Source organism: Paenibacillus sp. FSL P4-0127 (assembly GCF_038007325.1).
In the GTDB taxonomy this organism is placed as follows: Bacteria; Bacillota; Bacilli; order Paenibacillales; family Paenibacillaceae; genus Fontibacillus; species Fontibacillus macerans.
The window spans coordinates 2039147-2060538 of sequence record NZ_JBBOWY010000001.1; the positions used below are offsets into that span (position 1 = coordinate 2039147).

The following is a 21392-nucleotide window of genomic DNA, read 5'->3' on the forward strand; positions in this document are numbered from 1 at the left end:
AGTTCGATTGAAACTTCACAGGCTTATCGCTAAAAGATAAGCCTGTATTATTTGTGGCATGCCTGATTAAGTCCGATTGCATTCATTCAGTTTGGGCGCCGGTTTCCGCTCCGAAATATAGGAGCCAACCAAGGCCAGCAAAGTTCCGATGATCGTGGCCCAGGTGATTTCTTCGTGTAAAAAAAGCGCTGAAGCTGCCACGGTGATCACGGGAACGATATAAATGTATACGCTCGTTTTCACCGCCCCAAGAATGCCGACCGCCAAGTTCCAGGTGACGAAGCACAAAGCGGATGCCCCCAGACCCAAGAATAGAAAGTTGGCAAGTATCGACAGATCCAGAAAACGCTGCATCCCAAACTTGAATTCGAACGGTCTCAGCAAGGGCAGCATAAATAGCAGGCCGTAGAAAAAAACTTTACGCGTGGCGCCGATTGTGGGGTGCTTCAATTCGCTGATTTTCCGCATGATGACGGAATACACCGCCCAGACCGCCGAAGCGAGCAGAGCCAAAAGGTCGCCGATCGGATGTACCTGCAGCAGGAAACGGCCGTTGAACATGATGAATGCGATCCCCGTCAGGGCAATGCCGAAACCCGCTATAAATGGCCCGGTTAAGGGTTCGTCTTTTAACAAAAAGTGAGCCAATACCGCCGTAAAAAAAGGTACGATCGATACGATGACGCCGACATTGGCGGCCAGCGTATAGGTCAATGCGACGTTTTCCAGAAGGAAATATAATGTTACGCCGCAAAGTCCAGCCGCAACGAACAGCAGTTCCTCGCTCCAAGACTTGCTTTTGACGGGATACGGGTAGAGCAGGAGGAGAAAGACGAATCCAAGGGTAAAGCGGAAAAAAAGAATCTCTATGGGAAGAAAGTCGGTCAGCAAGATTTTAGTGGAGACAAAGGTGGTCCCCCAAATGATGATCGTTGCTGCCGACAGGAGATGTCCGAACGTCATCTTACGCTGACTCCTCATACCGGAACATCCTTTGCCTGCTGCGGTGCGGTTTCGTTGTCGAAGATACGCATATACTGCTTGGGCGTCAAACCGATCAGCCGTTTAAAGAATTTAGTGAAATGGCTCTGGTCGCTAAAACCGCATTTCAAGGCAGCTTCCATCGGAGATACTCCCCGCTCCAACAGCCGTTTTGCCTGGTTGATGCGAATCGTCTCCAGGTAGCTGTATGGGGAAATCCCTTTTTGTTTGGTAAAAGATCGCAGCAAATGGTATTTGCTTAGTCCGGTCAGTTCACTGAGCCGATTTAGCGTGATGTTTTCAGGGAAGTGAGACTCCATATATTCGCATACCGTTCTGATTTCGGCACTCGGTTCATTGGCGGACAAACGGGGCGTGGCGTCCGAGTTATCCCGAAGCAGTTGCTCGATCAGAAGCAGGAGCATTTCTTCTTTATGAAAACCCGTCTCCCCTTCCATTAACAGTTGGTGCAAATCGTGCAGGTATCCGGCAAGTTCGCTGCGATAAAGAACCGTTTGGGAAAAGCGGGGCAAGTAGGCCGTTCCCGTAATTTCCTGCACGTACTGGCGCATGACTTCCGGATCAATATTAATGCAACGGTAGTCCAGCGATCTTCCGTCGACCTGTTCGCAGGCGTGGGGTTCGCGAAGGTTAAAAATAACGACATCCCCGCTATTGATGATATACTCCTTCCGATTGCACGAGAGCAGACGTTTGCCCTGTTCTATAAAGCCGATAACGTAATAATCGTGAAAATGGTTAGGAAATTTCTGCATTATTCCCACAAAGCGGTAAGCTTCCACGTTTAAATCAGGATCGAAAACAACCGTCCTGATTTCGCGCACATTGCGTGTCAACTACGTTGCACCTTCTCTCTTTACGAATGATGTTGTCATTATAATACATGAATTGAAACGATTCTTGTATGATATTGCTGCAACAGCCCCGCTAAGAAAAGCCCTTTCTTCATCCCATACGAGCAGGAAGAGAAAGGGCCTTGCTATCTCCATGTTGGTTTATGTTATTCGCTTGCTTCCATTTGCAAGCTTTCGCTTTCCAACACCCGTGGCTTGGCGGGCAGATCATACGCTTCGCGGATCAGCGAGAAGTAATGATCGCCGCGGACGGCTTCATATTCCGGCCCCAGCGCTTCGCTCATCCGGACGACGTCCGACGGCGTCATGCTCCAGGCGAGCAGGCCCAGGGAGACGAACAGCGGGGATTCGCCGTCCCAGCCGGCCTTGGCCTCCTCCAGGCTGCGCAGGCCGTCCTGGACCGTGCTGATGCCCTGGATCGTCGACACCGGCAGCGAATCGTTTAAGATCTCGACGCCGTGGCGATCTTCCCAGCTCAGGAACAGGCCGGGCGCTTTGTAATAGCGCTCGTAGGCGCGGGCGTAGGATTCGCCTAAAGGGACGTTTTCGCCGTCAATCCGGTTCAGCACGTAAGGCAGGCCCATGCCGGTTTTTTGCAGATACTTGTAGGACCGCTTCAAATAATCGGCGAAGGTCGATTCCGGCCAGGCTTCCGGATAAAAGTAGCCTGCGCCGGAAGGCCCGGCGATAATCAGGTCGTTCTCCGTCGCTGTTTTCCGGTAATAGTTCAGCATCGCCGGCGCCGCATCATACAGCAGCGGGCTCGAAGTCCAGTTGATCGGCACCTCGCCGCGGGCCGGATCGTCCCACAGATTCCGCATCTTGTGCTGGTTGTACTGGAAGTTGTCGCCCTCGCTGAACGTATAGGTGACGTAGATTTTGTTCTCCAGCTTGGGCGCCCGGGGAGCTTTCGCTTTGACCGGTTGGACTTTGGTGCCGGAAAAAACGGTCAGATTGCTGAACCAGTCGGCGGCCAGCACGTAAACCCCATAATTCGACGTCACTTCCACCGAGCTGAATTCGCCGGCAACGTCGTTGCTGAACCAGCCAAGGTAAGGCGTGCCCGGCTCGACCTCGGACAGAATTCGCTCAAACAGCGCTCTCTGCTGCGGATCGTTCACTTCGAGCCAGAACACCATCGCCTTATTGGCAACGGCATAGTCGCGCAGGTAGCCGTAAGGCTCCTTCTGCTCGGAGGACGGCGGATCAACGTTCCCGGCGGATACCTTGTATTGGTTCCACATGACAACGGAGGCGGTCAGCTCGCGCGTGCCCTCCGGGGGAGTAAAGCGGTAGACGAAATAACGCCCGTTATCGGCAAAACGGTGCCCGCCGTCTCCGGCGGAAACCTGCGAGTCCTGCCGGTCGAACAGGAACGGCTCTTCCTCCGGCGTGCCCGGAATGAACTGCGCGATCATCTCTCCGTCCGCTTTAACGACAACCTCGTGAACGGCAGAACCCCAGCCGTCCTGGGGAAAGGCGTCATCGAAACGCAGATAAACCGATTCATCCCCCAAAAATCCCGATAAATCCAAATCATACGTTCCTTTGTTGCTGGCGTCGCGGATCTGCTCGGCCTCCTCCGCGATCACTTCAAACGATTCGGGCAGCCCCGGCGGGATGCTGATCGAGGTGTTTGGGCTGAGCCCGATCAGCATGCGGTGCGTCGTTTTGCTCCATAAATTTTCGTATTGCCATGTATAGGCATCCATACGGTCCTTGAATTTGCCGCGAAGATCGTCGGCCACCTTCAAGTTATAAGGGGCCGCCTTAAGCAGCTCCGCTAGCTCGGGGCTGGCGACGACGGCGTCCTTCATCCCGGCCAAGGTTGTGGCAACGTTAATCGAGTCGGGCAGTTTAGGGTCGTAGATGATCATGCCTGTTATTTCGTTTTTGTATTTCCGAACAAGCTTCCAGTAATCGTCGTGCAGGGTATAGGGGACCTGAAGATCGTTCAGCCAGGTCAGCTTGCCTTCTTCCTGGTTCTCCAGCAGGTAAATCCTCGGTTCCGTGCGGTTAACGACCCCTTGCAAAGTGGCCAGCAGCAACCGGATGTCGCCGGGGATCTGGTACACGTCAGCGACATCGAGCCGCTTTGCCTTCGCAAAGGTTGGAAGCGCTTGCGATTTGGGCCAGCTGATGGTGTTTTTTTGCGGCTGCGCTGAGGATTGTGCGTTCGTTGAGGTGGTGCCTAGGGTTAAGGACAACGTGCATAACAATACGATACAAGTCATCGACAGCTTTCGAATCAAGCTCGTTCACCTCGGATCCTCATAATGTGGAGCCATCGTTGGCGGCCGGCCGCTCCTTCCCTCCTTCTTCGGCTTGTTCGCAAATCAAACGATAACACCTGAACAATATATTAAATATGTCTAATATTATTTGTCAAGCAAATAAAAGGGGAACGTTCACAGACGATCCAGGGCTTAACTGGCACCTCATGCGACGTTCCCCGATGTTCTTTTCGTTAGCTCGGCTTACTCTTTAACCGTTAACGTTTCGGCGGCGACAATCCGGTAAAGCTCCTCCATGCTGTTTACGACGATATCGGGATGGATTCCCGTTATCCGTTCACTAGAGGGGGTGTAAGGATTATCTACACTGCAATTTGTTATCCATACGGATTTCAAACCTGCCCGGATGCTGCCCAATATATCGGTATCCAAATTATCGCCGACCATAACGCAGTTCTCGGGAGAGACACCGCATTGCTTCATTCCGTAATGAAACATATATGGCTCCGGTTTACCGATGCACTCCACCGTGACGCCGGTTACAGCCTCAATAGCGGCCAACAGCGAGCCGGTCTCGGGAATTCGTTCCCCCGATACTCCGGGATGGTAAAGATCCCCGTTCGTGGCGATCAGACACGCTCCTTGCATAATATCCGCTGCGATTTGTTGAAGCTTCCCATAGTGGAACTCGGTATCCCGGCCAATGACCACAACATCGGCCCCCGCATCGTTCCAGGACACCGTTCGATGCCCTGCTTGTTCAACACTGCGTGCCAGACTCGCGCTTCCAATGGTTTTCACAGAGACATTTCCATACTTTTCTTTGATGTACGTTCCGGCGATATCCGTTACTGTGAAGATAGAGTCAGGGAGGACATCCATCCCCATGACCGCCAGTCGCTCCTTAATTTCTAATCCGTTCAAACGGGAATTGTTTGTCAAGAACGCATAGGAGATGCCCCTCTGCCGCAGCTGATGGAGCAGCGGGACAATCCCTTGAGATAGCCGATCGCCATGGTAAACGCAGCCATCCAGATCGAAAAAGCATACTTTGGTGTGAAAAAGAAAGCCCTGCTCCAAAACCAATCTCCTCCGCTTCTAGTTCAGCAAAGCATTTGACTGAGTCGCTGCGTCTTTGACGGCCTGGTCTACTGATTTTTGCTGCAGCAGCGCGGCCTGAATGTTATCCTGGACAATTTTGTACACTTTCGAGCCCGATGATCCCGGGAAATTATACCAAGGCACCATATCTTCGATTTGCTCATAGGTCACTTTGGCTGCCGGGTTTTCTTGCAGGAAATGGCCCATCAGCTGCTGATCTTCCAGTGCGCTATTGCGCGTTACCATGTAGCCGAAGCCCTGTGCGATCATCGAAGTCGCTTTGGGGGAAGTCGCGAATTTCACAAAATCCCAGGCCGCTTCCTGCTTTTTCGGATCTTGCGCCAAGATGACAAGGTTATTTCCACCCGCAGGAACAACGCGTTTGCCGTCCAGTGAAGGGAAGGTCGCCGTGCGGATGTCAAATTGCGATTGCTCGCGAAAGCTTGCGAGATATGCCGTCGTGGACACATACATGGAAATGTTGCCGGATTGAAAGCTTTGATTCGCTTGCTGGGTATCCAAGACCGGCATAGATTTATCCGTATTCACCAAATCAACCCAATACTCCAGCGCCTTGCGGCCGGCGTCAGAGTCGAACCCGACGGTTTTCAAATCTTTGGACATCATTTGGCCGCCGGCTGTTTCTGTCATCGCTTGATAGATCCAGTTGCCGGTAATATTATAATCGAAGTAGACACCGTATCGTCCGTTTACCGTCAGCTTCTTCGCGGCATCGCGAACATCCTGCCACGTTTTTGGCGGATTCTCGGGATCGAGTCCGGCCTCTTTGAAATGATCGGCATTGTAAAACAGAATCGGCGTGCTCACGGCAAAAGGCATGGCGTACTGCTTGCCATCATCGCCCTTGCCCAAATTCAGCATCGTTGGAAAAAAGTCGGACAAATCGGTTTTGTCCTTCTCGACAAAGGAGGAAGCGGGAACGACCGGCAGTGTGTCCAAAGCGAAACGGGTATACACGAATCCGTTCGTGAATACGTCGGGAAGCTGCTTGGCCGCTGCTTGCGTCTGAATTTTTTCAATGATGCCTTCGTAATTACCCTGTACAAATACCGGTTTGACCCTAACCTTATTCTGACTTTTGTGATATTCTTCTACCATCTTGTCGATGATGTCGCCGGCATGCATATGCAAAAATTCGATTTCCACAACCTCGTTGGACGCTTCGGAATCGTCTTGTTCACCGCTTAAGGGTTGTCCCGTTCCCGCTTCGCCGCAGGCGGACAATAGCATGATCACTGCGAACAAACAAATAATCCATTGCTTTTTCAATGTTGTCATTTTTATTTTCCTCCCTGGATTTGGAAAAAATGAGACTAGCCTTTCAACCCGCTATTCATAAAGCCTTGGATAAAATTTTTCTGCGCTGCAAGATACAGAAACAGGATCGGCAGCATGGACAAGGTTGCAACAGCCATTGTCGGCACCCATTCGAGAGCTTCTTCTTCTCGAAACTGCACGAAAGCAATCGGGAGTGTCTGCATCATTTTGTCGGTGAGCACAAGCAAGGGCCAATTGTATTCATTCCAGTTGCCTACGAAAAGAATAACCGCCAGTGCACTGATCACGGTCACCGACAGGCGCAAATACACGTGCCACATCATTCCAAGCGGAGTGCATCCGTCAATAACAGCGGCCTCCCCCAGCTCATACGGAACTGTCATGAACGATTGACGGAGCAGGAAAATGGCATAGCCGCTGGCAAGATGCGGCACGATCACGCCTGCAAAGCTGTTTAGCCATTCCAACTCGTTGACGATCATGTAAGTCGGCACCATCGTAACCTGATGCGGAATCATCATCGTAATAAGCACGAAGAAAAACAGGGCATCCCGGCCGGGGAAGCGATATCGGGCGAAGGCAAAAGCGGCCGCTACGCCTACGATAAGCTGTCCCAGCGTCTGCAAGCTGGCGGTAACCGCGCTGTTCCACGCCCAAAGTCCGATAGGGATTTCCCGCAGCACACGCAGATAGCCGTTCACATTAAACTGGTTCGCCCAGAATAAATGGCCGCTGAACACCTCCTCCGGCGCCTTAAACGAAGTGGCCAGCATCCAAATAATCGGAATTAAGCTGATTAGTGCAACGACAATCAGAAAAAGATGCTTAAACCCTTCTTCCACCAAACGCAAGGTATGGTTCATTCCACAATCCTCCTTTATTTAAAAACAAACGTTTTACTGGTAGTGGACCGTTTTTCGCGACAAGCGAAGCTGAATGACCGTAAGAGTACCGACAAGCAGAAGTAGAATGGTGGAAGAAGCCGAGGCCACCCCGATGTTGAAAAATTGGAAGGCTTCTTGATAAATCTGATATACCAACACATTGGTTGCATTGTTAGGACCGCCGCGTGTCATAATTTGGATCGTCGTGAAGACTTGGAATGACGAAATGATGCTCATGACAAGAATGAAGAAGGTAACCGGCGACAGCATAGGCAGAGTTACATGGCGGAACTGTTTCCAGCGCCCCGCACCGTCCATGGAAGCCGCTTCGTAAAGAGTGCGGTCTACGGACTTGAGTCCGGAAATATAGAGCACCATATTGTAGCCGAATCCCTTCCAGATTCCGACAATCGCAAGAGACCAAAGCGCCGTCGCCGGATCGTTCATCCAATTGGGGCCCTGAATGCCGAACATCCTGAGCAGCACGTTGATGGCGCCGACTTGCTCATTGTACATCAAGCTCCATACGATACTGATGATGCTAATAGAGGAGACAACCGGCAGGAAGAAGATCATCCGATACAGCCGCTTGCCTCTCCACAAGCTTTCCACGGCCAATGCAAGCGCAAGTCCAATCCCCATGGCAAAAGGTACCGTTAACAATACATAGAGGGCTGAGTTTTTGAGTGAAATCCAGAATACCTCATCGTGCAAGAGGCGCCTATAGTTGTCAAGTCCGACGAATTCCTTGTTAGGGCTAATCAGGTTCCACTTTTGAAAGCTCAAAATAAAGGCGAAGATAAACGGGTAGATGAAAAATACGACATAGAGGCCAAGCGCCGGCAGCAAAAAAGCGAAAGGCACCCATGACTGAAGCAGCTTGCTGCGTACGCGAACCGAAGCCTTGCTAGGCTTGTTGGCAAACGGCACCGATGATTCCAAGCTTTAATTCCTCCTTCCAAATATCATCCAACGCGCAACCATCCGTATCCGCAAGCTCTGTACGGAGAAGCCGGGCAATGGTTGGGGCGATGTCCACGATACGAATTTCCGGCAAAGTCAAACCGGAACGGATCGAGGGGCCCGCAGCCGTAAACACGGCTTTCAATTGTTCATGCTGCGGCAGATAGCCGTGCATCCCTTTAAATTTGGTTGTGTATTCGACAATTCCATCTCCACGGTGGTCGGAGTCTCCGTTGTAGTCGAAATGGACAAAGCAGTCCAGCTCGGCCTCGAAGGCAAAGTCCGGGCTGTGATCATCCAACTCGCCTTCAGCCGGAAGACCGAGGGAAGGGAAATCTTCCCGTTCAAACAGCCGGCCAACTCCCTCGCTTTCTGCAAGAACGCGGCGAACCTCGTCAATGAGTTGGGTTTTTCGGGCAGGTTCGTTCTCCAGCACATATACATATCCCGATCCTCCATTGGATACAGCGATCACCTGGCTATCCTTCGCCCCGGTATTCAGCCAGCCCTTCTGTTTGAACAGCCTGTTCGGATAGAACGTCTTGGCAGTGTTGACGAATCCATGGTCGGATACGATGAAAACGTCGGTTTGGTGCAAGATTCCCTTCTCATCTAATGCCTTCAACACCTCGCCGATTCGCTCATCTACATATTCAAGCGACCAGTAAGCTTCTTTGGAACGAACGCCGTAATCGTGTTGCATGCTGTCCGGCAGTAAATAGTGCATCTGGATCAAGTTTGGGCTGTGGCGATCGATCAAGTATTTGGCGATTTCAGTCGTCAGCCAGTCCTGCATGGGTCCGCGGGCATGATCCTTGCTCCAGTCACCATAACACTCCACCGGCAATCCGGCTGCTTTCAACTCCTTCCAAAGCGAGGCCGTACAGCAGGTCTCGAACAATTCCTGCTCGAAAAATTCAGGGATATTGAAATCGATCGTTTCTGCTCCGCGTGTAACCGGCCAACAGATGGATGCGGTAGTCCAGCCCATTCGCTTTGCAGCGTCATACCAGGTTTCTCTGCGCAGTACCTCCGTTTTGTTCCAGGTGCGGTCGGCGAAATGCTCGCCCACCCGGCGATTCGGGCGGTCTATCACCCAGTTTCCGAGCACGCCTTGCTTTCGAGGATATGTCCCGGTAACCATGCTGGCATGAATCGCCCAAGTCGCCGTCGGAAATACACTCTCCATGCCGGCCGCTGATACGCCTTCACGAATAATCCGACGTAAAGTAGGCATGCGGACATACGGATCATGCAAATAGGAATTAGCCATGCCGTCAATGCTAATAACAAGTACAAAACGTTCATTGCAATTGGATAATCGCGCCATCAGATTCATTCCTCCTTATGCATGTTGTTATATATAAGAAAAGAGAAAGCACCCAACAATAAACAAAGGGTACAAAACCCTGTTCAATGTTTGGAGCTTTCTCTCATTCTTCACTCGAAACTGGATTTATTAAATTGTTACGTTCTTAAACAGTGTAGTGCAGGTCTTGAAACGTCAGGTTCCAAAGCTCTGTATCGCTGGTTGCCAGCGATGTCGCACCGGCATACAAGCTTTCATTCGCTTCTTTTTTTGTATGAATCAAACCGCTTGCGATAATCGGGGTATCCGTCAGCGTCTCGGAGAAAGTATGAATGATTTTTGCAATAACTCCCGGCATGAGATCAATGCCATCCGGTTGAATGCTTTGAGCCAAACTTAGCCCATTCTTCAAAACCTGAGAATCAAGCACAAACAGGTGAAGAATCGCGTATAGACCCGCCCGTTTTGCTTCCTTGATCAAATGGCTTTTGGGTGTGATGATTCCGTCTGCGCCGACGTAATCCGAAATGAAATCCACACTTTCCTTGTCGGTGCTTGATAGCCCTTTAATCAAATCGAGATGGATAAAGGCACCCTTGTCCCTTTCCTTCGTCAGGCGGACGCCGCGGATGACTTCCTTTATTGTTCCGCCCATGAAGAAAATATTTTCCACCCGGCTGTCCAGCGCCAGTTCGATATCCTCCGGCTTGCGTACCGCAGCGATGATAGGGTTGTTGCCAATCTTGTGCAGTAAAGACATAGAAGTCGAATTCCTTTCCTTCCCGTTCCTGTATTCATTGTAACGACTGAATGTAAACGCTGAATTAAAAAGATGTACAAGTATTGTAAAGAGCGTCTCGCCAGTATCAATTGACTAAATGACATAAATGATATATCGTAAATGTAAAAAGAGAAAAAAATAGGAGAATCCAAGCATGCAAAACGAGCGAAAACCGTTATATATGCAGATTCAAGAGCATTTCAAAAATCAGATTTTGAGAGGCGAACTGCGGGAAAACGAAAAAATCCCCTCCGAAAAAGAGCTGATGGAGCAGTTTGACGTCAGCCGGATCACCGTCGCCAACGCGCTGACGCAGCTGGCCAAGGACAGATGGATTTATCGCATCCCGGGCAGGGGGAGCTTCGTCGGCGAGAACATTAAGGAGCTGATGGGCGGCTCCCATGTCCATGAATCGGGTTCGGGGATGCGCACGGAGAACGGCGGAGGCAGCGTCGGCGGTACGAGCGGTACGAGCGGTACGAGCGGTATGGGCGGTGCGGCAAATACGAGCCCGGTGACCGCAGCGGCGGCCACAGGGGCGGACAAAATGCCCTATCCCCCGGATACCGCGCCGCCTGGAGGCGAAGGAAGAAAGACGATCGGCCTTGTCATGCCGCTTCTCGTCGACTATTTTGGCATCCGCCTGATCCAGGGCATCAACAACGTCATCGAAAACAGCGGGTACAGCCTGCACATCGTGCTGACGTACAACTCGATCGAACGGGAAAAAGAGGCGATTCAAGACCTGCTCCGCAAAGGGGCGGCGGGGCTGATCATTTTCCCATGTGACGCGGAGACGTACAATGAGGAAATCCTGGCGTTGAAGCTCAGCGGTTTCCCGTTTGTGCTGCTCGACCGGTATTTGCCGGGGATCGCCACGAATGTGGCGCGCAGCGACGGCCTGATCGGCGGGCAGCTCGCCGTCGATTATTTGTGGAGCCTCGGGCACCGCGATATCGCCATCTGCTCCGATTCGCCGCTGCCGACGATTACGGTCGAGGACCGGATTAACGGCTATATGGAGGCTTTGAAGCAAAAAGAGGCGATGATTAATCCGGCGCTTATTCTGACCGATTTCAACGTCGACTACAGCGGCATCGACAAAACGCATCCCCTGTACCGGTTTATCAAAAACCGGATCGCCACGGCCTACATTACGCTGAACGGACGGCTGGGGCTGCATATTTATTCGATTTGCAAAGAACTCGGCCTTCAAGTTCCGGAGGACGTGTCGATTCTTACCTTTGACGATCCTTCGCCGGGCCTGCATGAGTGGGGATACTTTTCGCATATTTCCCAATCCGAAGTCGACATGGGGGAGGCGGCCGCCAACATTTTGCTGCAAATTTTCGAAAATTCCGACAATAAAGAGCCGGGTTATGCCAAGGTCATTTTGCAGCCGAAACTGATTGAAAGCCAGTCCACCGGCCCGTTGATCCACGAGAAGCGATAATCCAAGCAGCCTGCAAAGAATCCGGGCGTCTGCATGAATCACCATTGCAGGCGTCTTTTTTTACGCGAAAATTAGCGATAAATGATATATCTAATATCTTGACATAAATGACATAGTAAAATATATTTAATAACACAAACGACTAGTCAGATGTAAGCGCATACGTGCAGGTGGAATTGGGGTAAGGAGGTCAGAAGCAGGTATGGAAAAAACGGCAGAACGGGGGGGAAGTCCTTCTTTCCGGCGGGGGCGTCGGCAGGTATTCGGCAGGCATAAGGATGCTTGGATCGCTGCGGTCATCCTTGTGCCGATGTTTTTGTTTTGGCTAATAGTCTCCGGTTTTCCGACGTTGTTCGGCTTTGGGCTCGGTTTTTTTGAATGGATTGGTCTGGCGTCCTCGCCGAAATTCATCGGGTTCGATAATTTCATTAGCTTCTTTAACAACCCGGTTTATACCGGAGCTTTGTGGAGGTCGGTGTGGCTGGGCGGACTGGTCACGGTCATTACGCTGGCGGCGGGCTTTGGGGCGGCGCTGCTGATGAATATGCCGCTCATGGGCAAAGGCTTTTACCGCTCGATTTGGTATATTCCCGCCGTTACGGCGACTGTAGCGACGACGCAGGTATTCAACATTTTTTTGGATTCGAATAACGGGGTCATCAACAATTTGCTGAAAGCGCTGGGCAAGGAACCGATCGTATGGCAGTATTCCGTGTCCTGGGGCATTTTCTGGATCGTCGTTTATTCCGTCTGGAAAGGCGTCGGAGGAGCGGCGCTCATCTGGCTCGCCGGGCTCCAATCGGTCGACGTGTCGCTGTACGAGGCGGCGGAGATCGACGGGGCGGGACGCTGGGGGAAGCTGCGATATGTCACACTCCCCGGCCTGAAGCCGATCGCGACCTATATCGTGATCACCAATCTGATCGCGGCGATTCAAATCTACGAACAGGTGCTGTTCATTACGAACGGGGGGCCGTACGGGCAAACCGAAGTGCTCGTCTTCCGCATTTACCGCGACGGTTTCTGGGACTTCAATTTGGGCATGGCCGGCGCTTCGTCTTTGATTATGGCGGTCATCGTGATCGTCATCACCGTGCTGTATTACAACTGGTCAACCCGTACGGACAAACGGACGACGATTCCGATCAAACCGGTTAAAAAGGGGGCGGGAAACCATGCCGGAAACGTTAAGCGCGAAGTTTAAAAAGCAATGGAAGCCCGTATACCTGTTAGGCCATATCCTATTGCTCGGCATCGGCCTGATTTTGCTTTATCCGCTGATTTTCATGGTGCTCGCCGGATTTTTCACGAAAACGGAGTTTACCTCCACGGTGCTGGGGATTTTCCCGATTCCGAAAGCGCCGACGCTGGAAAATTTCAAGGCTCTGATCGTCGGATCGACCGACGCCGCCGTCACCACCTATTTGAAAAACTCAATCATCCGCACGGCCTACAACACGTTTTGGGCGATTCTGACTTCTTTTTTGGCCGGTTATGTATTTGCGCGGCTCCGGTTTAAAGGAAGGGATACGCTGTTTCTAATCCTGCTGGCGACGCAGATGATTCCGGGCACGCTGGCGATCATTCCGACGTACCTGGAATTTGCCCGCTTTCCTTTTGCCGGGGGCAACCATATTTTCACCGGAGGAACCGGCATTTTGGACTCGTGGTGGATTTATTTGATCGGCGGGCCCGCTATCAACATTATGGGCACGTTTTTGGTCAAGCAATCGCTCGAAAAAGTTCCGTTGGAAATCGATGAAGCGGCGATCGTCGACGGCGCCGGGACGGTCCGCCTGATTTTTCAAATCCTATTCCCGCTGCAGCTTCCTATTATGGCTTTTATCGCTATTACGACGGCACTCGGTACGTGGAACGATTTCATTACACCGTTTTTCTATACGACCAGCGACCATTTGCAAACGCTTCCGGCGGCGATTACGAGATTGTCCTCCGTCGGGGCCAGTCCGGGCGCGGTAATCAACTACCCGATGATCATCACGCTGAGCCTTGGCATTACGCTGCCCGCGCTGCTGATTTTTGCCTTCTTCCAGAAGTACATCGTCCAGGGGTTGGCCAACACGGGGATCAAAGGGTAGGTACATGCGGCCTGTCTGCTTTTTGGAGTGTATATCGATACACATGATTTCTTATAAATGGAGGGGTACGAATGCGGCTTAAAAAGATGAGCGCCATCGCGCTTACGCTTATGTTATCCATCGGTTTGGCGGCTTGTTCGTCAGGGGGGAGCGGGACGGCCGGAGGCAACGCGGGGACGGGCGAACCCGGCACGGCGCAGTCGGAAGGCGGTGGCGCAAACACGTCGGAAACGGCGGGCGGCACGACGATCACTGTACTCAATGAAGGTGCGGTCGGTATCGGCGTTGGGGTGCTGAACGATTTGCTGGAGAAAAAGAAGCAGTCCCTCATTAAGGATGAAACGCAAAATCCGCGCATTGCGGAGGAGGACTTCTCGTATACTCCCGGCCAACCTTTGAAAAAAGCCGGCGTATTCCCGTATTACTACCAATCGATCATCATCGATAAGCTCAAGAGCAAGAACATTACCGCCAAAACGGAGGATTGGGGCTGGGGCGAGCCGCTGATCCAGAAACAAACGGCCGGGTTCCTGGCGAAAAACATGCCCGACATCATCGTCGGCGAAACGCAAATGCCGGGTTTTGCCCAGCAGGGCCTGCTGGAGCCGTTCCCGGAGGAGATGGCCAAGGAGATTCGCGAAAAAACCGCCCCGGCGGCTTGGAAGCCGATGGAATACGACGGGAAAATTTACGGCTTCGCTTCCCAACCGGGCGTCAGCAGCTTGTTTTGGAACAAGAAGCTGGTGCAGGAGGCCGGCCTCGATCCGAACCAAGCGCCGGCGACCTGGGAGGAGTTTGCCGCCAATGTGCAGAAGGTGACGGAAGCCGGGGGCGGCAAGTTTTACGGGGGCGGGGTGTACGCCGGGCCGAACGCGGGCGGATATTTGCGGTACGGCACGCTGCTTGTCATTAACGGCGGCGGTTTTGCCGACGATCGGGGCCAGCCGGTGTTCAACTCGGACGCCAACGTAGAAACGGTGCAGTTCCTGAAGCGGCTGAATGCGGGCCATCCGGCCGGGCTGATGGTCAATACGAACGAAGGCACCTATTTTGACGCCTTCAAGAAAGGCCAGATCGCCTACCTGATCGATGGACCCTGGCGCGCGATCGAAAGCGCGCAGATCGGCATCGACTACGGGATGGCGCAAATTCCGCTGTCGCCGGACGGCCAGCCCGGCAACATTACGATCGGCGCGGCGTTCCACGCGGTGCCTAAAGACGCGAAAAACAAAGAGGCGGCGTTCGAATACATCCGCGCGATGTACAGCGGGGGAATTCAACAGCTGATCGCCGATACCGGAGTCCGCTCGCCGGTGCTGAAATCGATCGCCGAATCGGAAGGCTACAAGTCCGCCCATCCGGAGATGTACCAGCATTATCTGGCCATGTCCGGCAATGTGCAGGGGCTGCCGACGTTCGCGAAGGAAGATTCGAAGGTGTGGCAAATGTTCGGCGACGCGGTCACCAAATCGCTGATGACAAACGGGGACATCAAGGCGATTTTGGACGAAGCGCAGAAAAAAGCGGAGGCGGTTACGAAGTAAAACGGCGGTTAGGCGGATAGGCGGATAGGAGGACTGCAAGAGGCCAGTCCTCTTCTTTTGTAAATTTAAAGGAGAGAGTGATGCAGCATGCCGTATGAAACAAATCAGATCATGACGCAAAAGGCCAAACAGCGGCTTACCAAGCTGGAGAGCTACATATATCGTCCTGTGGAAACCTTGGCCGTGACGGCTTGGGTCACGCGGGAGCCGGTCCCTTACGCGGAGCGGAAAAGCGGAAAGCAGACGGAGCTCAAGACCGGCGGCAAATGGGGAGAACTGTGGGATTGCGCCTGGTTTCATTTTCGCGGGGAGGTACCGAAGACGCTTGCCGGCAGTAAGGTGGTGCTGCTGATCGACATTAGCGGAGAGCTATGCTTGGTGGATAAGAAGGGAGTTCCTTATCAGGGATTAACGAACGTCAGTTCCGGGTTCGACTACAGCTTGGGGCGTCCCGGCAAGCGGGTGGTGGACGTCAGTCCCGCGGCTAAAGGCGGGGAAACGATCGATTTGTGGGGCGACGGCGGCTGCAACGACCTGTTCGGAGAGTTTCGGAGCGGTACGTTGCAGGAAGCTTGCATCGCCGTCTGCAACGAGGAAGCCCGGAGTTTGTATTACGACCTGGAGGTGCTGATCGAACTGGCCGAGCAATTGCCGGAAACGAGCGCGAGAAAAGCGCGGGTGCTTCAAGCCGTATACGATGCGGCGAACCTGCTGGCCGAAATCAACGACGAGACGGTGCGCCTGGCGAAGGAGCGGGTATCCGGCGAGCTGGCGATGCGGGGCGGCGATCCCGTATTGACAGTCAGCGCGATCGGGCACGCGCATATCGATCTGGCCTGGCTGTGGCCGATCCGGGAAACGATCCGCAAAGGCGCGCGGACGTTTTCGACGGCGCTGCGCAATATGGAAAAATACCCGGACTATGTGTTTGGCGCCAGCCAGCCCCAGCTGTACCAGTGGATGAAGGAGCATTATCCGCAGCTGTACGAGCGGGTGAAGGAGCGCGTGCGGGAAGGCCGCTGGGAGGCCCAGGGAGCGATGTGGGTCGAGCCGGACACGAATATTTCCGGGGGTGAGGCGCTGGTGCGGCAAATCCTGTACGGAAAACGGTTTTTCCGCGAGGAGTTCGGCCAGGAGATGAAGGTGCTGTGGCTGCCCGACGTGTTCGGCTATACGGGAAGTCTGCCGCAGCTGCTGAAGAAATCCGGTGTCGATTACATGATGACGCAAAAATTGTCTTGGAGCACGTACAACACGCATCCGCATCACAGTTTTATGTGGGAGGGAATTGACGGGACGAAGGTGCTGACGCATCTTCCGCCGGAGGATACGTACAACAGCCCGGCCGCGCCGCGGTCGCTGGCGAAAATTGAGCGGAGCTACCTCGACCGGAACGTATCCGGGCACGCGCTGATGCTGTTCGGGATCGGCGACGGGGGCGGCGGCCCGGGCGAGGAGCATCTGGAGCGGCTGGCGCGGGAGAAGAACCTGCTCGGCCTGCCGCCGGTCGTTCAGGAGCCTGCGCTCGCGTTCTTCCGCCGGCTGGAGCAGGAGGCTGCACGTTTCCACACCTACCGCGGCGAATTGTACCTGGAAAAACATCAGGGGACGCTGACGACGCAGGCCCGGAACAAATGGTACAACCGCAAGCTGGAGAAAGCGCTGCGCGAGCTGGAGTTTGCGGCTTCGCTGCTGTGGGCGCTGGGCGGCGGGGCGTATCCGGCGGGACGGCTGGAGGCGATTTGGAAGGAAGTGCTGCTGTACCAGTTCCATGATATTTTGCCGGGGTCTTCGATCACGAGAGTTTACGACGAGTCTTTGGCGCGTTATGAGACGCTGTTTGGCGAGGTTCGGCCGATGATCGAGGAAACGTACGGCAGGGTTGCCGTTTTGGCAGGGTTGGCGAATGAGCCGGTGTTGTTTAATTCGCTGCCGTGGGAGCGGCGGGAATGGGTGGAATACGGCGGCCGGTGGCATTTTGTGAGCGTGCCGGGGATGGGCTGGCGGCCATTGCGGGAGGCGAGTTCGGAAATGCTTGAGGTTCGCCCGGAACCGGGGGCGGGGGGCGAAGTGCTCGTAGCCGAGGAGCGGCGGCTGGAAAACGGGCGGCTGGCGATTTGCTTCCATGAGGACGGCAGCATCGCTTCGGTGTACGATAAGGCGGCCGCGCGGGAGGTGCTTCGAGACGGCGCCAGGGCCAATGTGTTTACGGTGTACCACGACGACGGCGATGCCTGGGATTTCCCGCGCGATTACCGCGAGACGGTCGCGGGGGCGATGAAGCTTGTGAAGGTGTCTGCTTTCGTGCAAGGCCCGAAGGCGGTCGTCAAGCAGGAATACCGGTTTGGAGACTCCGTGCTGACGCAAAAAATCAGCCTGTTTCAAGGCGGCGGCACGCTGCAGTTTGAAACGGAGGCCGATTGGCGGGAGTCGGCGAAAATGCTGCGGGTGGCTTTTCCGGTGGACGTCGTCAGCGAGCAGGCGATCTGCGAGATTCAATTCGGCGTCATCAAGCGGCCGACGAGCCGAAACAACCGGATCGAATTCGCGCGGGACGAAATTTGCGCCCACCATTACATCGATCTGTCGCAGCCCGATTACGGCGCGGCGCTGCTGAACGACAGCAAATACGGGCACAGCGTGGACGGAAACGTGATCGATTTGAACCTGCTGCGCAGCCCGGGATATCCGGACCCGGCGGCGGACCGGGCGCACCACAAGTTTACGTATGCCTTGTACCCGCATGCGGGCGACTTTATCGAGGCCGGAGTCTACCGCAAAGGCTACGAACTGAACGTTCCGCTAACGGTGGTGGGGCCGGGGACGGTTGTGGACGGGGAGAATGCTGGGGAGAGCGGTGTCCGGACCGGCGCTGGAAATGCCGGCAACACCGGTGGCGAGACCGTCGGCAAGCACGCCGATAAGACCGCCGGCGGGCACGACGGCAAGATCGTTGGCGAGCATGACGGCAAGATCATTGGCGAGCATGAAGGCAAGATCGTCGGCGCGCACGGTGGCAAGATCAATGGCGAACTGGTCCGGCTGCGGCAATTTGTGCAAATCGATCACCCGAACGTGATGGTGGAAGCCGTCAAAAAAGCGGAAGACAGCGACCATTTGATCGTCCGCTTGTACGAGACGGCCGGAGCCGGAGCGCGGGCCGGGCTGGCGTTTGGGTTCGAGTGCTCCGCCATTGAAGAGGCCGACTTGCTGGAAAATCCGCTCCGCTTGCTGGCGGAGGGGGAAAGTCATATTAACCTGCAATTTACTCCTTTTGAAATCAAAACGATCCGCGTCCGTTTATAACGGGCGTTAAAAGAGGAGCGAAGGAGGAGCGGTGAATGCAGAGACAGGGACGGGAAGAACCGCGGACGCAAGGGCTTGAGGAAGAACGGCTAGTGCACGCCCGGGGCCGCGAGGAGGAACGGCTGGCGAACACCCGAGGGCGTGAGGAGGAGCGCACCGGGTTTCAGGAGGGGAGTTCGTACGGTCCCTCCTACGATCTCCAGACGGACTTTGTCATGGTCTACGGGATCGATGAATCGACGCCGCGGCGGATTCGCGAATGGGCGGACCGGGGCTACCGGGTGCATTTGATGACCGGCGTGTCGTGGGGCGGCTATCAGGATTATTTGAACGGCAAGGTCGACGGGCGGTCCCATTGGGATGAAGCGCAAAAATACGAGGACGGCGAAACGATCATCCACGGCACTTCGGCCGACATCCCTTACATGGTGCCGACGATCGCCTATGCCGATTTCCTGGCCGGCCGAATTCGCCCGGCCGTTGATGCCGGGGTGGACGCAATCCATCTGGAGGAACCGGAATTTTGGGTCGAAGGCGGCTACTCCGAGGCGTTTAAGCGGGAGTGGCAAAACTTTTACAACGAGCCGTGGATCGCTCCGCATGCGTCGGAGGACGCGCAGTACCGCGCCTCCAAGCTGAAGGCGTATTTGTACGCCCGCTGTCTGGACCGGATCTGCTCGGCGCTCAAGGAATATTCGCTCGTTCGCTGCAACCGGCCGCTGCGGTTTTTCGTGCCGACGCACAGCCTGATCAACTATGCGCAGTGGCGCATCGTCAGCCCGGAATCGAAGCTGCTGGATCTGCCCTCGATCAACGGCTATATCGCCCAGATTTGGACGGGAACCTCCCGCACGGCCAACGTGTACGAGGGAAAGCGGGCGGAACGCACATTTGAGACGGCGTTTCTGGAGTACGGCATCATGCAGGAGCTTGTTCGGGGAACGGACCGCCGCATGTGGTTTTTGCACGATCCGATTGAGGACGATCCGAAGCGGACCTGGGCCGATTACCGTGAAAATTACATCAAAACGCTGACCGCGTCGCTGCTTCATCCGGAGGTGTCGCGCTATGAGGCGGCTCCTTGGCCAAAGCGCGTTTTCGAGGGGCGTTATCCTTCCGAAGACGGCAGCGGGAAAGAGGGGATTCCGCGCGACTATGCCACGGTGCTGCTTACGGCGATGCATACGCTGCGCGACATGGAGCAGGCCGATGTAGAGGTGGACGGACCCGGCGTCTTGGCCGGCGTTTTGCTGGCGGATTCGGCCATGTATCAGCGCAAGCGCATCGGCGTGAAAACGGCCGGATTCCTGATGAAATACGACGGGACCAACGAAGTGGAGCTGACCGACGAGGACGCGGTGGAGCTGCTCAACTTCTCCGCTTTTTACGGCCTGACGCTGCCGCTGGTCAAGCACGGACTGCCGGTAAGGCCGGTGCAGCTCGACAACGTCCGGCGGTTTCCGGGGTATCTGGACGGGTATCGGCTGCTGGTGCTAAGCTACGAGTTTATGAAGCCGGAGTATCCGGATTTGCACAGCGCGCTGGCGCAGTGGGTTCGGGAAGGCGGGGCGCTCGTCTACGTCGGCGACGACAGCGATCCGTACTATCGGGTGCGGGAATGGTGGAACCGCGGCAAGCGGAAATATGCTTCCCCGCGCGAGCATCTGTTCGAATGCCTCGGCCTGCCCGCCGATGCGCCGGAAGGGCTGACGCCGGTTGGGGAAGGCTGCGTTTCCTATTTGCGCGTGCGTCCGGAGCGGTTTGCGGAAAGCGCCGAAGGGGCGGAACAGCTGCGGCGTGCCGTGAGGGAGGCGCTCGCGGCTCTGGATGGCGGCGAGTCCAGGGTTCGCTGGGAATCGGCGAATTATTTTAAAATCCGCCGCGGTCCGTACGTGATCGCATCCGTAATGACTGAATCCGTGAGCGATTCGCCGCTGGAGCTGAAAGGGCGGTTTGTGGATTTGCTGGATTCGGGGCTGCGCATCGCGGATCGAGTTATCGTACCACCGGGGAAACAGGCGCTGCTATACGATTTGGAATATGCGGGGGCGCCGATCAGTGAAAGGGGGGTGTCGATCGGTGAATTGAGGTTGCCGATCAGCGAAACGAGGTTGCCGATCGGCAAAGCGAGAGTGCCGGACGGCGGGGAGGGAGCGACGGCTAACGAGGCGGTAAACCCGGCTGACGGAGCACGCGCGCCAAGCAGCGAAGCAGGAACGCCGCGTTGCGGAGTAATCGCCGCTTCCTCGCGGATTGAAGATTACACCGAAGACGGCCGGACGATTTCGTTTACGGTCCGGGGGCCGCGGCCGCTGCAAGCGGTGGCCCGCGTTCGCTGCAAAGTGAAACCTGCGGCGGTGACCATGCAGGCGGGGGGCGGCGGAGATCAAGCGCCGGCGCAAGCCGGCATCCGGCTTCCCTTCGATTGGGATACGGCGTCCCAAACGCTCCTGGTGCGTTATGAGCACGGCGAAGAGAAAACACGCATTACAATCCATAAAAGTGAGTGATCAAAAGCGGCCTTTTTGAACTACCTCTAAAAAACGGATTCTACGCAGGGAGG

At 54.7% G+C, this 21392-nt stretch carries 15 protein-coding genes; 6 read left to right on the forward strand and 9 right to left on the reverse strand.

Going from position 1 to position 21392, the window contains the following annotated elements; translation table 11 throughout:
• Positions 1-66: 66 nt before the first annotated feature.
• The 9 genes from NYE74_RS09085 to NYE74_RS09125 form a co-directional block, all read right to left on the reverse strand.
• The gene (locus NYE74_RS09085; protein ID WP_371861020.1) at positions 67-963 is read right to left on the reverse strand and encodes a DMT family transporter; all 897 of its coding nucleotides are present in this window, start codon (positions 961-963) and stop codon (positions 67-69) included.
• A gap of 14 nt (positions 964-977) precedes the next feature.
• Complete coding sequence (locus NYE74_RS09090; RefSeq protein WP_051985258.1) at positions 978-1838, reverse strand: AraC family ligand binding domain-containing protein; 861 nt, start codon at positions 1836-1838, stop codon at positions 978-980.
• A gap of 164 nt (positions 1839-2002) precedes the next feature.
• Complete coding sequence (locus tag NYE74_RS09095; RefSeq protein ID WP_051985259.1) at positions 2003-4108, reverse strand: GxGYxYP domain-containing protein; 2106 nt, start codon at positions 4106-4108, stop codon at positions 2003-2005.
• A gap of 225 nt (positions 4109-4333) precedes the next feature.
• A complete protein-coding gene (locus tag NYE74_RS09100; protein ID WP_036619758.1) occupies positions 4334-5170 on the reverse strand; it encodes an HAD-IIA family hydrolase in 837 nt (278 codons plus the stop codon).
• Between the two features lie 18 nt (positions 5171-5188).
• Positions 5189-6490, reverse strand: a complete 1302-nt coding sequence (locus NYE74_RS09105) for an ABC transporter substrate-binding protein (protein ID WP_213510570.1) — start codon at positions 6488-6490, stop codon at positions 5189-5191.
• A 35-nt stretch (positions 6491-6525) separates the two neighbouring features.
• A complete protein-coding gene (locus NYE74_RS09110) occupies positions 6526-7353 on the reverse strand; it encodes a carbohydrate ABC transporter permease (RefSeq protein ID WP_036619759.1) in 828 nt (275 codons plus the stop codon).
• Positions 7354-7386: 33 nt separating this feature from the next.
• Positions 7387-8316 carry a carbohydrate ABC transporter permease gene (locus tag NYE74_RS09115; protein WP_051985260.1) on the reverse strand — a complete coding sequence of 310 codons (930 nt, stop codon included), beginning with the start codon at positions 8314-8316 and terminating at the stop codon, positions 7387-7389.
• A complete protein-coding gene (locus NYE74_RS09120) occupies positions 8282-9667 on the reverse strand; it encodes an alkaline phosphatase family protein (protein WP_213510571.1) in 1386 nt (461 codons plus the stop codon). Before NYE74_RS09120 ends, NYE74_RS09115 begins: the two co-directional genes overlap by 35 nt.
• A gap of 145 nt (positions 9668-9812) precedes the next feature.
• On the reverse strand, positions 9813-10406 hold the full coding sequence (locus NYE74_RS09125; RefSeq protein WP_036619763.1) for a glycerol-3-phosphate responsive antiterminator: 594 nt from the start codon (positions 10404-10406) through the stop codon (positions 9813-9815).
• Positions 10407-10581: 175 nt separating this feature from the next.
• Between NYE74_RS09125 and NYE74_RS09130 the strand changes: the two genes are divergently transcribed.
• The 6 genes from NYE74_RS09130 to NYE74_RS09155 all read left to right on the forward strand — a co-directional run bounded on the left by NYE74_RS09130 (position 10582) and on the right by NYE74_RS09155 (position 21339).
• Positions 10582-11880, forward strand: coding sequence for a GntR family transcriptional regulator (locus NYE74_RS09130; RefSeq protein ID WP_213510572.1), 1299 nt, complete (start codon positions 10582-10584; stop codon positions 11878-11880).
• A 202-nt stretch (positions 11881-12082) separates the two neighbouring features.
• A complete protein-coding gene (locus NYE74_RS09135; protein WP_240752072.1) occupies positions 12083-13084 on the forward strand; it encodes a carbohydrate ABC transporter permease in 1002 nt (333 codons plus the stop codon).
• Entirely contained in the window at positions 13056-13979 is a 924-nt protein-coding gene (locus NYE74_RS09140; RefSeq protein ID WP_036619768.1) for a carbohydrate ABC transporter permease, read from the forward strand. The genes NYE74_RS09135 and NYE74_RS09140 overlap by 29 nt, the downstream gene beginning before the upstream one ends.
• A gap of 71 nt (positions 13980-14050) precedes the next feature.
• Positions 14051-15523 (forward strand): extracellular solute-binding protein, encoded by a 1473-nt coding sequence (locus tag NYE74_RS09145; RefSeq protein ID WP_036619770.1) that lies wholly within the window; start codon positions 14051-14053, stop codon positions 15521-15523.
• Positions 15524-15610: 87 nt separating this feature from the next.
• Positions 15611-18829 carry an alpha-mannosidase gene (locus tag NYE74_RS09150; RefSeq protein ID WP_213510574.1) on the forward strand — a complete coding sequence of 1073 codons (3219 nt, stop codon included), beginning with the start codon at positions 15611-15613 and terminating at the stop codon, positions 18827-18829.
• Positions 18830-18864: 35 nt separating this feature from the next.
• The gene (locus NYE74_RS09155) at positions 18865-21339 is read left to right on the forward strand and encodes a hypothetical protein (RefSeq protein ID WP_249732595.1); all 2475 of its coding nucleotides are present in this window, start codon (positions 18865-18867) and stop codon (positions 21337-21339) included.
• The last annotated feature ends 53 nt before the right edge of the window (positions 21340-21392 follow it).